Below are 13,473 nucleotides of genomic sequence, written 5' to 3' on the forward strand. Positions count from 1 at the left end.
CCGCCTCAGTCTGTGGTCGCCAGCGCCGGTAATGGCGAAGGTTTAGCCCTATGAAATAACCGCTCCAGCCACAAGTATATGACCGGCGTGGTGAACAGCGTCAGCGCCTGGCTCACCAGCAGGCCGCCGACTACCGCGATCCCCAGGGGTTGGCGCAACTCGGCACCGGTGCCGTAGCCGAGCATCAGCGGCAGGGCGCCGAGCAGGGCGGCGAGGGTGGTCATGATGATCGGCCGGAACCGCGTGATGCAGGCCTTGAAGATCGCTTCTTCAGGCGACAGTCCGCCATTGCGCTGCGCTTCGAGGGCGAAGTCGATCATCAGGATGCCGTTTTTCTTGACGATACCGATCAACAGCACCAGGCCGATCAAGGCCATGATCGAAAAGTCCTGACCGCAGATCCACAGCATGATCACCGCGCCGAGGCCCGCCGAAGGCAAGGTCGAAATGATCGTCAGCGGGTGCACGAAGCTCTCGTAGAGCACGCCGAGAATGATGTACACCGCCACCAGCGCCGCCAGGATCAGCCACGGCTGGCTGGCCAGCGAACTCTGGAACGCCTGGGCCGCGCCCTGGAAATTACCGCTGATGGCGGTTGGCATGCCGATGTCGGCCTTGGCCTGGTCGAGCATGATCACCGCATCGCCCAACGCCACGCCCGGCGCCAGGTTGAACGACAGGTTGGCGGCCGGGAACATGCCGTCATGGGCGATGGACAGTGGGCCGATGGTGGGCGCATCGAACCTGGCCAGGGCCGACAGCGGTACCATTTCCCCGCTCAGGGGCGAGCGCAGGTAGAAATAATTGAGGCTTTCGGCTTTGCCGCGTTGCTGGGTGTCCAGCTCCAGGATCACGTTGTACTGGTTGACCTGGGTCTGGAATTCATTGATCTGGCGCTGGCCGAAGGCATCGTACAGGGCTTCGTCGACGTCGCTGGCGGTCAGGCCGAAACGCGCCGCAGCGCTGCGGTCGATGCTGATGTGGGTGATGCTGCCACCCAGTTGCAAATCGTTGGAAATATCGCGGAAGGCCGGGTTGGCGCGCAGTTTTTCCGTCAGGCGCTGGGTCCAGGTGCTCAGGGTCGGGCCATCGTTGCTCTTGAGCACATATTGATACTGGGCACGGCTCGGGCCTGAGCTGAGGTTGATGTCCTGGCCGGCGCGCAGGTACAGGACGATGCCCGGTACTTTCATCAGTTGCGGACGAATCCGGTCGATGAACTGACTGGCCGAGACATCGCGGTCGCTGCGTTTTTTCAGGGTGATCCAGAAACGGCCGTTGGCGATGGTCTGGTTGCTGCCGGAGACACCGACCGAGTGCGAGAACGTTTCCACGGCAGGGTCGGCGGCAACGATTTCCGCCATGGCGAGGTGTTTTTTCACCATGTCGCCGTAGGAGATGTCAGCAGCGGCTTCGGTGGTGCCGAGGACGAAGCCGGTGTCCTGGATCGGGAAGAAGCCTTTAGGAATGAAGATGTAACCGGCGACGGCCAGACCCAGCGACAAAGCGAACACGCCGATCATCGTTTTCTGATGGGCGAGGGCGCGGCGCAGGCCTTTTTCGTACCAGGCCAACAGGCGCTCACCAAAGCCCGGTTTGTCGTGGGCATGATGCACCGGCGCGCGCATGAACAGCGCGGCCAGGGTTGGCGCCAGGGTCAGCGACACCACCACCGAAATCAAGATGGTCGAGGTGGCGGTCAGGGCGAACTCCTTGAACAGTCGCCCGACCACGCCCCCCATGAACAGCAACGGAATGAACGCTGCCACCAGCGAAAAGCTGATCGAGACCACGGTGAAACCAATCTCGCCCGCGCCCTTGATCGCCGCTTCGCGCATGCTGTCGCCGGCCTCCAGGTGCCGGTGAATGTTTTCCACCACCACGATCGCATCGTCGACCACAAAGCCCACGGCCACCACGATCGCCACCAGCGTCAGGTTGTTCAGGCTGAAGCCCATGACGTACATCAGCGCAAAACTGGCGACCAGCGAAACCCCCAGCACCGCCGACACAATCAGGGTCGCCGACAACTGGCGCAGGAACAGCGCCATCACCGCCACCACCAGCATGATCGCGATCAGCAGGGTGATTTCCACTTCATGCAGGGACGCGCGAATGGTCTGGGTCCGGTCGATCAGCACCTTGACCTGCACCGAGGCGGGGAGCATCGCTTCCAGCGCCGGCAAGGCGGCCTGGATGCGGTCCACGGTTTCGACGATGTTGGCGCCCGGCTGGCGGAAGATCACCAGGTTCACCCCTGGTTGCGAGCCCGCCCAAGCCTGGACGTAGGCATCTTCCGAACCGTTGACGACTTTGGCGACATCGCGCAGATGAACCGGCGCGCCGTCCTTGTAGGAAACAATCAGCTGGCTGTAGTCCTCCGGGTGGAACAACTGATCGTTGGTGGACAGGGTCGAGATGTTCGACTCCCCGTACAGCGCCCCCTTGGCCAGGTTGAGGCTGGTCTGCTGGATCGCCAGGCGGATGTCGGCAAGGGTCAGGCCGATGGCCGCGAGTTTGTCTGCCGAAACCTGGACGCGGATCGCCGGACGCTGCTGACCGGTAATGGCGACCTGGCCTACACCGTCGACCTGACTCAGCTGACGGGACAACAGGGTTTCCGTCAGGTCGCTGAGCTCCGGTCCAGGCATCAGCGAGGAGTTGACGCTGAGGATCAGCACCGGGCTGTCGGCCGGGTTGACCTTGCGCCAGGTCGGCAGGTTCGGCATGTCCTTGGGTAGCTTGCCCGCGGCCGTATTGATCGCCGCCTGCACTTCCTGGGCGGCGGTGTCGATGCTCTTGTCGAGGGTGAATTGCAGGGTCAGGATGGTCGAGCCCAGTGCACTGCTCGAGGTCATCTGGGTCACGCCGGGAATGGCACTGAATTGCACTTCAAGGGGGGTGGCCACCGAGGAGGCCATGGTTTCCGGGCTGGCGCCGGGCAACTGCGCGGCCACCTGGATGGTCGGGAATTCTGCCTCCGGCAACGGCGCTACCGGCAGGCGCGGAAAGGCGATGACGCCCAGCAACACCAGGGCGAACGTCAGCAGGACCGTGGCCACCGGGTGGTCGATGCACCAGGCGGATACCGAACCGTGGCCCTTCATTGTGCCGCCTCCGATTGCACCACTTGCGGCGGCTCGGTCATCACCTGCACCGTCGACCCCGGTTTGAGCCGCGACTGACCATCGCTGACCAGCACATCACCCGGTTTCACGCCCTTGATGATGTCCTGGCCGCTGCCTTGATAGACCATTTGCACCTGAACGGCTTCGACCTTGTCGCCATTGACCCGGTACACGAAGTGCTGGTCGAGGCCGCGTTGTACGACCGTCGGCGGCACCACCAGCGCATCTTTATCCAGGGCTGTCTGAATCTTTACCGTCACCAGCAGACCCGGCCACAGCTTCTGTCCCGGATTGTCGAACTCGGCCTTGGCGCGGATGGTGCCAGTGTTGGCATTGATCTGGTTGTCGATCAGGGTCAGGTGACCTTCGCCGAGCAGGTTGCCGGTTTCGCCGTCGGTGTCAGCTCCGATGTAGGCCTTGACCCGGGCGTGCTGTGGGTCGTTGATCAGGCCCTGCAAGGTCGGCAGCATTTGCTGCGGCAAGGAGAACTCCACAGCGATCGGGTCGATCTGGGTCACGGTGAACAGGCCTTGGGTGTCGGTCATGCGCAGGAAGTTGCCTTCATCCACGGTGCGAATGCCGACGCGACCGGTCACTGGGGAGCGAATCTGTGTGTAGGAAAGTTGTACCTGAGCTGCGTCGATTGAAGCCTGATTGCCTTGGGCGGTGGCTTTGAGTTGGTTCACCAGCGCCTGTTGCTGGTCGTAGGTCTGCTTGGAAACGCCGTCGTCAACGCTCAGCAATTTGTAGCGTTTAAGGTTGACCAGCGCCACTTGCAGCTGCGCCTGGCTTTCGCCCAGCTGTGCCCGGGCCTGGTCGAGGCTGGCGCGGATCGAGCGGTCGTCGATGGTGGCCAGCAGGTCGTCTTTTTTCACCAGTTGGCCTTCCTTGACCATGATTTTGGTGAGGATGCCGTCGATTTGCGGGCGGACCACGACGCTGTGCAGGGACAGCACCGAACCGATGCCGCTGACGTAGCGTGGCACGTCTTTTTCGGCGACGGCGACCACGCGCACCGGGATGGCGGTGGGGGTGGCAAGTTTGGTCTTGGCCGGTTGGGTGGCGTACCACAGGCCCAGCGCTGCCAGGACGATCAGAAGGGCGACGAGCAGGGCGGGTTTTTTCTGGGTTCGCATGCGAGTGGGGCGCCGGGGCTGGGTTTTTGGTCGAAGGGGAGTTTCCTTTATAAACCTGTTTGGCGGTCAGGAGGGTGACGGCTAACTGACGGTGCTGTCAGTTTGGCTTGGTCTTGGCGGCCTCTGGGCCGACCATGTTCGTTGTTGATCGAGTACATATCCGTTGCTTCGGTGACGGCGGCTTATGGTTTCGCCCTTACGGCGACTCACTTTTTTTACAAGCGCCTAAAAAAAGTAAGCAAAAAAACGCTCGCCCCGAACGTACGGCCCCTCGCTGAGGCTCGGGGTTCCTTCGCTGCGGTATTCATCCGGGGGCATTGCCCTCCGGTCGGCTTCGCTTCGACCTACATGCAATGAGTTCGACTGCGTCGAACGGCGCTGCGCGCCCATCCCCGGATGAACACCTGCACTCAGCCTTCCGAGGGGGCGGGTGGATCAAGATCAAGAGTGGCAGGCGAGCTAACGCTCGGCCTGATGAGTGGTGAAGAGCGTGGGTGTACGCCGATGCACTGTAGGAGCCGGCTTACTGGCGATGGCGGCCTGCCAGCCAACCCATTACTTTCGGATGTATGCAGCTCCTACAGCATAAAACCGTGGCTCAATTCGCCACCCGAACCCCACCCAGACTCCCGCTCAATTCATAAGCCGCCAGTTCCGCCTGATGCGCTGCCAGCAACTCCGGTAGCGATCCACGCAAATACTCGACCCAGGTCTTGATCTTCGCATCCAGGTACTGGCGCGAAGGGTAGATCGCATACAGGTTCAGTTCCTGCGAGCGGTATTTGGGCATCACCCTCACCAGCGTGCCGTTGCGCAGGCCTTCAATGGCGGCGTACAGCGGCAGGACGCCAACACCCATGCCGCTGATGATCGCGGATTTCATCGCGTCGGCGGAGTTCACCAGAAACGGTGAGCTGTTGATGGTGACCATTTCCTGGCCGTCAGGACCGTCGAAGGCCCATTTTTCCAGCGGGATCACCGGGCTGACCAGGCGCAGGCAGGCGTGGTTGAGCAGGTCGCTGGGTTTTTGTGCGCAGCCGTTGGCTTTGACGTAGGCCGGCGAGGCGCAAACGATGCTGTAGGTGATGCCCAGGCGCTGGGAGACGAAACCCGAGTCCGGCAGTTCGCGGGCGAGGACGATGGACACGTCGTAACCCTCGTCGAGCAGGTCCGGCACGCGGTTGGCCATGGTCAGGTCGAAGGTTACGTCCGGGTGGGTCTTGCGGTAGCGGGCGATGGCGTCGATCACGAAGTGCTGGCCGATGCCGGTCATGGTGTGCACTTTCAGTTGCCCGGCCGGGCGGGCGTGGGCGTCGCTGGCCTCGGCTTCGGCTTCTTCGACGTAGGCCAGGATCTGCTCGCAGCGCAACAGGTAACGCTTGCCGGCTTCGGTCAGGGCGATGCGGCGGGTCGTTCGGTTGAGCAGGCGGGTTTGCAGGTGGGCTTCCAGGTTGGAGACCGCGCGCGAGACGTTGGCCGTGGTGGTGTCCAGTTGCACGGCGGCGGCGGTGAAGCTGCCGGCTTCGGCCACGTAACTGAAGGCGCGCATGTTTTGCAAAGTGTCCATGGGGTGCTCTCGGGTGCGATGGCAAATTGTGACACGAAGTTTCTGTTTATTTACAGGCGACTAAAGATCGACTTACGGATTATCTCGTTAACGGTAACAAAGATTCACAGGAATCCCAGCTTATCGCCATTCAGGCCGCCCCATAGAATTGCGTAACTGGGCAACCGGGGCTCGACCCACCGCACAACCTGTGGGAGCGGGCTTGCTCGCGAAGAGGGCATCACATTCAACAGAAATGTTGACTGACAGACCGCTTTCGCGAGCAAGCCCGCTCCCACAAAAGCGGATCTCCGGTTTCCAGAAAATCTCATGCCTCCCCCTATTTTCAGGAAATCGCAGCAGTGCCGCGTCGCATCAGCAGAGCGCTTCAGCCGCTCAGTGTTTTGGCTTTAACCCTGGCAATCAGCGGCTGCATCGGAACCGGAGGTATTGCCCCGCAGGGCAAGGCGCTGGAGGCCAATTCGCTGGCCACCGACGCAGCAATCCAGAGCGCCGCGCAAGACGCGAATTGGCCCACCGCGCAATGGTGGCAAGCCTATGGCGACCCGCAACTGAACCGTTGGATCGGCCTCGCCCTGCAAGGCAGCCCGACCCTGGCCATGGCCGCCGCCCGGGTGCGTCAGGCCAAATCCATGGCCGGCGTGGCCGAAGCGGCCGAGTCGCTGCAGATCAATGGGGACTCGACCCTCAAGCGTCACAACTGGCCTACCGACCAGTTCTATGGCCCCGGCGAGCTGGCCAACAGCACCACCTGGGACAACAACGCGGCGCTGGGTTTCAGTTATGCCCTCGACCTCTGGGGCCGTGAAAGCAATGCCACCGAGCGCGCCGTGGACATGGCGCACATGAGCGTCGCCGAAGCGCGACAGGCCCAGCTCGAATTGCAGGACAACATCGTGCGCGTCTACATCGAACTCTCGCTGCATTACGCGCAACGGGACATCGTTGATGCAACCTTGAAGCAGCAACAGCAGATCCTTGAGCTGGCGCAGAAGCGTTTGAAGGGCGGCATCGGCACCCATTTCGAAGTCAGCCAGGCCGAGACGCCGCTGCCGGAAACCCATCGCCAGCTCGATGCCCTCGACGAAGAAATCGCCTTGAGCCGCAACCAGCTCGCCGCCCTCGCCGGCAAGGGGCCGGGTGAAGGCGCGCAGCTGCAGCGGCCAACGCTGTCGCTGGGGGCGCCATTGAAACTGCCGTCGTCGCTGCCGGCGCAATTGCTCGGCCAGCGCCCGGACGTGGTCGCCAGTCGCTGGCAAGTGGCGGCGCAGGCGCGGGGCATCGATGTCGCCCATGCCGGGTTTTATCCTAACGTCGATCTGGTCGGCAGCCTCGGCTATATGGCCACCGGTGGCGGGGCCCTGGAGTTCCTGACCGGCAAGAAGCTCAACTACAGCGTGGGTCCGGCGATTTCGTTGCCGATTTTCGATGGCGGGCGTTTGCGTGCCGAGTTGGGTGAAGCCTCGGCCGGGTATGACATCGCCGTGGCCAAGTACAACCAGACCCTGGTCAATGCCCTGAAGAACATCTCCGACCAGTTGATCCGCCGCGAGTCCATGGACAAGCAACAGGCGTTCGCCGCCGAGTCGGTGGCCACCGCGCAGAAGACCTACGACATCGCGATGATCGCCTACCAGCGTGGCCTGACCGACTACCTCAACGTGCTCAACGCCCAGACTCTGCTGTTCAAGCAGCAGCAAGTGCAGCAGCAGGTCCAGGCGGCGCGATTGAGTGCCCATGCGCAATTGGTGACGGCGTTGGGCGGTGGTTTGGGTGCCGGCAACGACGTGCCGAATGCCGAACAGACTCAAGTGCCGAAAACCCCGAGTCTTTTGCGTTGAACACAAAACCTGTGGGAGCGGGCTTGCTCGCGAAGGCGGTGTGTCTGATGACACTTTTGTTGCCTGACACTCCCTCTTCGCGAGCAAGCCCGCTCCCACAGGTTCCGAGTTTTGGCTGATTTTTCACTGAGCAGGATTTGATGACTCCCTTGCCCGCACCCTTGCGCTGGCTCTACTCCCTTGAATGGCGCCGGGGTTTCTTCGACTGGGCACGCAGCGACGGCGTGACCTGGGTCTACATCTTCAAGGTGCTGTTCGCGGCATTCCTGACGCTTTGGCTGGCCATGCGCCTGGAACTGCCGCAACCGCGCACGGCGATGATCACCGTGTTCATCGTCATGCAGCCGCAGAGCGGCCAGGTGTTCGCCAAGAGTTTCTATCGTTTTCTCGGCACCCTGGCCGGGTCGGCGGTGATGGTTGCGCTGATCGCCCTGTTTGCGCAGAACACTGAACTGTTCCTCGGTTCGCTGGCGATCTGGGTCGGGATCTGCACGGCCGGTGCCGCGCGCTGCCGCAACTTCCGCGCCTATGGATTCGTACTCGCCGGGTACACCGCCGCGATGGTCGGTTTGCCCGCGCTGGCCCATCCGGATGGCGCGTTCATGGCGGCGGTCTGGCGGGTGCTGGAGATCTCGTTGGGCATTCTCTGTTCGACCCTGGTCAGTGCGGCGATCCTGCCGCAATCGGCCAGCGCGGCGATGCGCAATGCCTTGTACCAGCGCTTCGGCGTGTTCGCCCTGTTCGTCACCGACGGCTTGCGCGGTCGCAGTCAGCGTGAGGCGTTCGAGGCCGGCAACGTACGTTTCATCGCCGAAGCCGTGGGTCTTGAAGGCTTGCGCAGCGTCACTGTTTTCGAAGACCCGCACATGCGTCGGCGCAATGGCCGGCTCAGTCGCCTGAACAGCGAATTCATGGGCATCACCACGCGCTTCAACGCCTTGCACCAGTTGCTCGAACGCCTGCGCAGCAGCGCGGCGGACCAGGTGGTGGAGGCGATCAAACCCGGCTTGCAGGACCTCGCCGAGCTGCTCGACGGCTTCAGCGGCCGTGCCCTGACCAGCACCGATGCAGCGCGTCTGGTCACGGTGCTGAGCGCCTACAAGGAAGGTTTGCCGGCGCGGGTGCGCTGTCTGCGGGCGACGTTCCAGCAGAGCAACCCGAGCGAGGCCGGGCAACTGGATTTCCACACCGCCTACGAACTGCTCTATCGCTTCGTCGACGACTTGCACAGTTATGCCCAGACCCACGCGTCGCTGGCCGATCACAGTCACGAACGAGAGAGTTGGGACGAGCCGTTCACCCCGCAAACCAACTGGATGGCAGCGGCAGCATCGGGGATACGCGCGGCGTTCATTCTGGTGGTATTGGGCAGCTACTGGGTGGCGACCGCCTGGCCGAGCGGCGCGACCATGACCCTGATTGCCGCCGCGACCGTGGGCCTGTCCGCCGCTACCCCGAACCCCAAGCGCATGGCCTTTCAGATGGCGTGCGGGACATTGCTCGGGGCGCTGATCGGCTTTGTCGAGATGTTTTTCATTTTCCCGTGGATCGATGGATTTCCGTTGCTGTGCGTGATGCTCGCACCGGTGATCGTATTCGGCTCGTTCCTGACCTCGCGGCCGCAATACATCGGCGTCGGCCTGGGTTTGCTGATCTTCTTCAGCACCGGTTCGGTGCCGGACAACCTCACGGTCTACAACCCCTATACCTTCATCAATGACTACATCGCCATGGTGATGGGCATGCTGGTGTGCGCAGCGGCCGGAGCGATCATTCTGCCGCCCAACAGTCGCTGGTTGTGGCGTCGTCTGGAGCAGGATCTGCGTGGCCAGGTGGTGTACGCCATCAGCGGCAAGCTCAAGGGCCTGGCGTCGAGTTTCGAAAGCCGCACCCGCGACCTGGTGCATCAAGCCTACGGTTTCGCGGCGGGTCAACCGCAGGTGCAGCGGGACTTGCTGCGCTGGATGTTCGTGGTGCTGGAAGTCGGCCACGCGATCATCGAGTTGCGCAAGGAGCAGGCGATTCTGCCGGTGCATCCGGCCTATGCCGAATCCCAGCCGTGGCGCCAGGCGATCCGGGTGATGGGGCGTGCGCTGGTGCGGCTGTTTCTGCAACCGAACAGCAGCAACCTCGAACGCGCGCTGATCGCGGTCGATCACGCGATCAGCCGTGTGCAGTCCACCGACGAACCTTTCGCCCCGCATTTCGATACCTCGGCGTTGCGCCGGGTGAAGAGCTACCTGCACTTCATCCGTACCTCGCTGCTCGATCCGCAATCACCGCTCGCAGCCTTCGCAAGCAGCCAGCCACAAGGACTTGAACATGCCTCGTGAAATCGCTTTCCACGGCGTGTACATGCCGACCATGACCCTGATGTTTTTCATCGCGGCGGCCCTGGCCTGGGCGCTGGACCGGTTCCTGTCAGGGTTCGACCTGTACCGCTTCTTCTGGCACCCGGCGCTGCTGCGCCTGAGTCTGTTTACCTGTCTGTTCGGCGCCATGGCGCTGACTGTCTACCGTTGACTCTCTATCACTGAGAATGCCCCGATGAAAAAGTTTTTCAGCCTGCTCGCGACCCTGCTGGTGCTGGCCCTCGCGTTGTGGATCGGCCGCTCCCTGTGGGAGCACTACATGAACACGCCGTGGACCCGCGACGGCCGTGTGCGCGCCGACATCATCAACGTCGCCGCCGACGTCACCGGCGAGGTGGTGGACGTGCCGGTGCGTGACAACCAGCTGGTGCAAAAAGGCGATTTGCTGATGCAGATCGACCCCGAGCACTACCGTCTGGCAGTCAAGCAAGCGCAGAGTCTGGTCGCGTCGCGCAAGGCGACCTGGGAGATGCGCAAGGTCAACGCCCATCGTCGCGCCGATATGGACAACCTGGTGATCTCCCGGGAAAACCGCGACGATGCCAGTAACCTCGCCGACTCGGCCCTGGCTGATTACCAGCAGGCCCAGGCGCAACTGGAAGCCGCCGAACTCAACCTCAAACGCACTGAAGTGCGCGCCGCGGTAGACGGCTACGTCACCAACCTCAATGTGCATCGCGGCGACTACGCGCGCATCGGCGAGGCGAAAATGGCCGTGGTCGACATGAACTCGTTCTGGGTCTACGGCTTCTTCGAAGAAACCAAGTTGCCCCGCGTGCGCGTCGGCGATAAGGCCGACATGCAACTGATGAGCGGCGAAGTGCTCAAGGGCCATGTGGAAAGCATCTCGCGCGGTATCTACGACCGTGACAACCCGGAGAGCCGCGAACTGATCGCCGACGTCAACCCGACCTTCAACTGGGTACGCCTGGCGCAACGGGTACCAGTGCGCATTCACATCGATGAAGTGCCGGAGGGCGTGGTGTTGGCGGCGGGGATTACCTGTACGGTGGTGGTGAAGCAAGAGGGTGGGGCATAGCCGGTAGACCGAGTCGCCTGCTTCGCGAGCAAGCCCGCTCCCACATCTGATCTCTTTCGTGTGCGGGTTTTGAGTTCACTGAAGATCCAGTGTGGGAGCGGGCTTGCTCGCGAAGGGGCCAACGCGGTCCATCAGGCAGGCATCGCGTATTCACTCCTTGCAAAACGTCTCATGCAGATGCCGCCAGATCACCCGGCCATCGGCGTGTTTCTCGAAGACCACGGTGGAACGACGATCCGAGTGCAGCCCGGTCGCATCGGTCTGTTGCTCGCGGTAACTCACGGTGGCGCCGCCCTCGTACAACGCGATACCACGCAACTCGCTGAGCTCGATCCTGAACCCGAGTTTCTTGCCGCCCGCCAGCGTGAACAGTTCGTTCAGCGCGTCAAAATCCAGCACCCGACCGAGCGGCGAGACCATGGAGAACTGCGGCGAAAAACGCGTCAGCAGTTTTTCGAGATCGGACGCGTCGCGTTCCTCGGCCAGCCATTGTTCAATGGCCACGTGGGCCTGGATCACTTCGTCGAAGTATTCGGTGTAGTCGGTCATGTTGTTTCCTGAAATTCTGTGGTGTCTGTTCTGACGCCTTCGCGGGCAAGCCCGCTCCCACAGGTCATACGCAGCTGATCCAGTGGGAGCGGGCTTGCCCGCGAAGAACGATGACGCGGTCTCAGAGCTGCCCACGCAACCCGAACCGCTTCATCAGCCCGGATTCGAGCAAACCCTTGGGCAGCAAACTGGCCATCAGCGGCAACGCGCGGCTGCCATTGCCCAGGCGGATCAGCCGTGGCGGTTTGGCTTGCTGCGCGGCCTTGAGCAATCCGGCGGCAAACTCACTGGCCGGGGTCGGTCTGTCCTGGGAAGCCCTGGCCCGGGCGCGTATGCCTTCACGCAGCGGAAACCACGGCGATTGCTCGCTGATCAATTGCTCGGCTTCGTGCCCGGCATTCTTGGCGAAGCTGGAAGCGATGGCCCCCGGCTGCACCTCCATGACCCGCACGCCGAACGGCGCCAGCTCCATGCGCAAGGCATCGCTCAAGGCATGCACGGCGGCTTTCGAGGCGCAGTAGGCACCGGCGAATGGCGTGACCAGTACGCCGGACACGCTACCGATATTCACCACCAGCCCCTTGGCCCGGCGCAGTACCGGGAACAAGGCGCGGGTGACGCCGACGATGGCGAACACATTGGTTTCGAACTGGCGCTGCATGGCCGGTACGCCACCATCGAGCAACGGACCCATGGCGCCATACCCCGCGTTGTTGATCAGCACATCGAGGCCGCCGGTTTGCTGGTTGATTCGCTCGCTCAAGGTTTCGAGCGCAACAGCGTCGTTGACATCCAGTTGCACGGCAGTGAAACCCGCGGCGGTGAGTGCTGCGACATCTTCGGCCTTGCGGGCACTGGCCCAGACTTCATAGCCGGCGACCTTGAACGCATCGGCAAGGGCACGGCCAATGCCGCTGGAGCAACCGGTAATCAACGCAACGGGCATGGCGCATTCCTTGTGCAAAAAATGGGGGAGGGATCAGTCGGAAAAACTACCCTGCAATCGCTCGGCGCGAAACTCCAGGGTTTCTGGCCGGTAGCCAGGGCGCAATGGCGGCAGCGGCAAGCAATCTTCCCAGTTGCCACCGGCCTGCAATTCGCCGGGGCCGCGATAACGCGGGGCGGTATATTGGTTGTCAGCGAGGTTCACCGTATCGCCCGGAGCATAGGCCGCAACCCGCCAGCGCAGCTCGGTCAGCGGCACGTCATTGCCATTGTTCATCGTCAGTTTCAGCGGTCGGTCGGCCGGGCAGTGCTCGGGCGCATAGCTGATGCGCAACTCCAGGCGTTGCAGTTGCTTGAGTTCGCGGTGGTCCATCCAGATGACCCAGGTCGCGACGATCCCCAACCCCACGGCGGCGGCCACGGATACGGGCAAGGCCTTGGCCGGATAGCGCAGCAACAGGATCAGCCAGGTGATGACCAGCAGGACGCCGATGAACATGACGTAAATCTCGGGAATAGAGAGGGTCATCCTACCTAAGCGCAGGTGGGGTTGGCGATGGGCAGGGCGTGGCGATGGCGTTTGAGGCCGTCCGTCTGCCCTGTAATTTCTGACAGTAGCCGGGCCCTTGATCAACAGGCTTAGATGAGGGGGGATTATTTCAGAGCGAATACTGTGTCCTCAACCCTTTCAGTCCACCGCCACACCCCGAGCCTGACTGCAAGTGACCCGCGTGGGTTAGCGCTGCGTGCCGTGGGTTACTGGCGTGACAACGACGGCATGCGACCTCAGGCACGGGTCAACCACACGGTGCATGATTGGGCGGGGCGACCGATTGCGCAGCGGGACCCGCGACTGTTTCTGGACGCTTCGGCTCCAGCCAATCTGCAAACGACTC

10 protein-coding genes are annotated in these 13,473 nt (G+C 62.4%); 4 read left to right on the plus strand and 6 right to left on the minus strand.

Features of this window, described 5'->3' with window-relative positions; genetic code table 11:
* Nucleotides 1-5 precede the first annotated feature (5 nt).
* From AB7M25_RS05640 to AB7M25_RS05650, 3 genes are all read right to left on the minus strand, one after another.
* Nucleotides 6-3,107 carry a multidrug efflux RND transporter permease subunit gene (locus tag AB7M25_RS05640; RefSeq protein ID WP_454237049.1) on the minus strand — a complete coding sequence of 1,034 codons (3,102 nt, stop codon included), beginning with the start codon at nucleotides 3,105-3,107 and terminating at the stop codon, nucleotides 6-8.
* On the minus strand, nucleotides 3,104-4,264 hold the full coding sequence (locus AB7M25_RS05645) for an efflux RND transporter periplasmic adaptor subunit (protein WP_429385121.1): 1,161 nt from the start codon (nucleotides 4,262-4,264) through the stop codon (nucleotides 3,104-3,106). Before AB7M25_RS05645 ends, AB7M25_RS05640 begins: the two co-directional genes overlap by 4 nt.
* Before the next feature lie 598 nt (nucleotides 4,265-4,862).
* On the minus strand, nucleotides 4,863-5,831 hold the full coding sequence (locus tag AB7M25_RS05650) for a LysR family transcriptional regulator (RefSeq protein WP_007972623.1): 969 nt from the start codon (nucleotides 5,829-5,831) through the stop codon (nucleotides 4,863-4,865).
* 341 nt (nucleotides 5,832-6,172) lie between these two features.
* Here AB7M25_RS05650 and AB7M25_RS05655 point away from each other — a divergent pair, with 341 nt between their 5' ends.
* The 4 genes from AB7M25_RS05655 (at nucleotide 6,173) to AB7M25_RS05670 (ending at nucleotide 11,083) form a co-directional block, all read left to right on the plus strand.
* On the plus strand, nucleotides 6,173-7,672 hold the full coding sequence (locus tag AB7M25_RS05655) for an efflux transporter outer membrane subunit (RefSeq protein ID WP_454237050.1): 1,500 nt from the start codon (nucleotides 6,173-6,175) through the stop codon (nucleotides 7,670-7,672).
* 140 nt (nucleotides 7,673-7,812) lie between these two features.
* Nucleotides 7,813-10,005 (plus strand): FUSC family protein, encoded by a 2,193-nt coding sequence (locus tag AB7M25_RS05660; RefSeq protein WP_454237051.1) that lies wholly within the window; start codon nucleotides 7,813-7,815, stop codon nucleotides 10,003-10,005.
* Nucleotides 9,995-10,195 carry a DUF1656 domain-containing protein gene (locus tag AB7M25_RS05665; protein WP_015096751.1) on the plus strand — a complete coding sequence of 67 codons (201 nt, stop codon included), beginning with the start codon at nucleotides 9,995-9,997 and terminating at the stop codon, nucleotides 10,193-10,195. Before AB7M25_RS05660 ends, AB7M25_RS05665 begins: the two co-directional genes overlap by 11 nt.
* Nucleotides 10,196-10,219: 24 nt before the next feature.
* Nucleotides 10,220-11,083 (plus strand): efflux RND transporter periplasmic adaptor subunit, encoded by an 864-nt coding sequence (locus AB7M25_RS05670; RefSeq protein WP_429385115.1) that lies wholly within the window; start codon nucleotides 10,220-10,222, stop codon nucleotides 11,081-11,083.
* A gap of 150 nt (nucleotides 11,084-11,233) precedes the next feature.
* Here the strand turns inward: AB7M25_RS05670 and AB7M25_RS05675 are convergent, their stop codons facing one another.
* The 3 genes from AB7M25_RS05675 to AB7M25_RS05685 all read right to left on the minus strand — a co-directional run bounded on the left by AB7M25_RS05675 (nucleotide 11,234) and on the right by AB7M25_RS05685 (nucleotide 13,076).
* The gene (locus AB7M25_RS05675) at nucleotides 11,234-11,632 is read right to left on the minus strand and encodes a DUF4440 domain-containing protein (RefSeq protein WP_429518555.1); all 399 of its coding nucleotides are present in this window, start codon (nucleotides 11,630-11,632) and stop codon (nucleotides 11,234-11,236) included.
* 121 nt (nucleotides 11,633-11,753) lie between these two features.
* Complete coding sequence (locus tag AB7M25_RS05680; RefSeq protein WP_102698508.1) at nucleotides 11,754-12,578, minus strand: SDR family oxidoreductase; 825 nt, start codon at nucleotides 12,576-12,578, stop codon at nucleotides 11,754-11,756.
* A gap of 33 nt (nucleotides 12,579-12,611) precedes the next feature.
* On the minus strand, nucleotides 12,612-13,076 hold the full coding sequence (locus AB7M25_RS05685) for a multidrug transporter (protein ID WP_104449346.1): 465 nt from the start codon (nucleotides 13,074-13,076) through the stop codon (nucleotides 12,612-12,614).
* Nucleotides 13,077-13,473 lie beyond the last annotated feature (397 nt).

It is taken from the genome of Pseudomonas sp. AP3_22 TE3818 (assembly GCF_053628995.1).

Coding starts and splice junctions, on each gene's coding strand:
- AB7M25_RS05660 (WP_454237051.1), top strand. CDS start 7,813: ATGACTCCCTTGCCCGCACCCTTGCGCTGGCTCTACTCCCTTGAATGG.
- AB7M25_RS05650 (WP_007972623.1), bottom strand. CDS start 5,831: ATGGACACTTTGCAAAACATGCGCGCCTTCAGTTACGTGGCCGAAGCC.
- AB7M25_RS05670 (WP_429385115.1), top strand. CDS start 10,220: ATGAAAAAGTTTTTCAGCCTGCTCGCGACCCTGCTGGTGCTGGCCCTC.
- AB7M25_RS05640 (WP_454237049.1), bottom strand. CDS start 3,107: ATGAAGGGCCACGGTTCGGTATCCGCCTGGTGCATCGACCACCCGGTG.
- AB7M25_RS05685 (WP_104449346.1), bottom strand. CDS start 13,076: ATGTTCATCGGCGTCCTGCTGGTCATCACCTGGCTGATCCTGTTGCTG.
- AB7M25_RS05680 (WP_102698508.1), bottom strand. CDS start 12,578: ATGCCCGTTGCGTTGATTACCGGTTGCTCCAGCGGCATTGGCCGTGCC.
- AB7M25_RS05665 (WP_015096751.1), top strand. CDS start 9,995: ATGCCTCGTGAAATCGCTTTCCACGGCGTGTACATGCCGACCATGACC.
- AB7M25_RS05645 (WP_429385121.1), bottom strand. CDS start 4,264: ATGCGAACCCAGAAAAAACCCGCCCTGCTCGTCGCCCTTCTGATCGTC.
- AB7M25_RS05675 (WP_429518555.1), bottom strand. CDS start 11,632: ATGACCGACTACACCGAATACTTCGACGAAGTGATCCAGGCCCACGTG.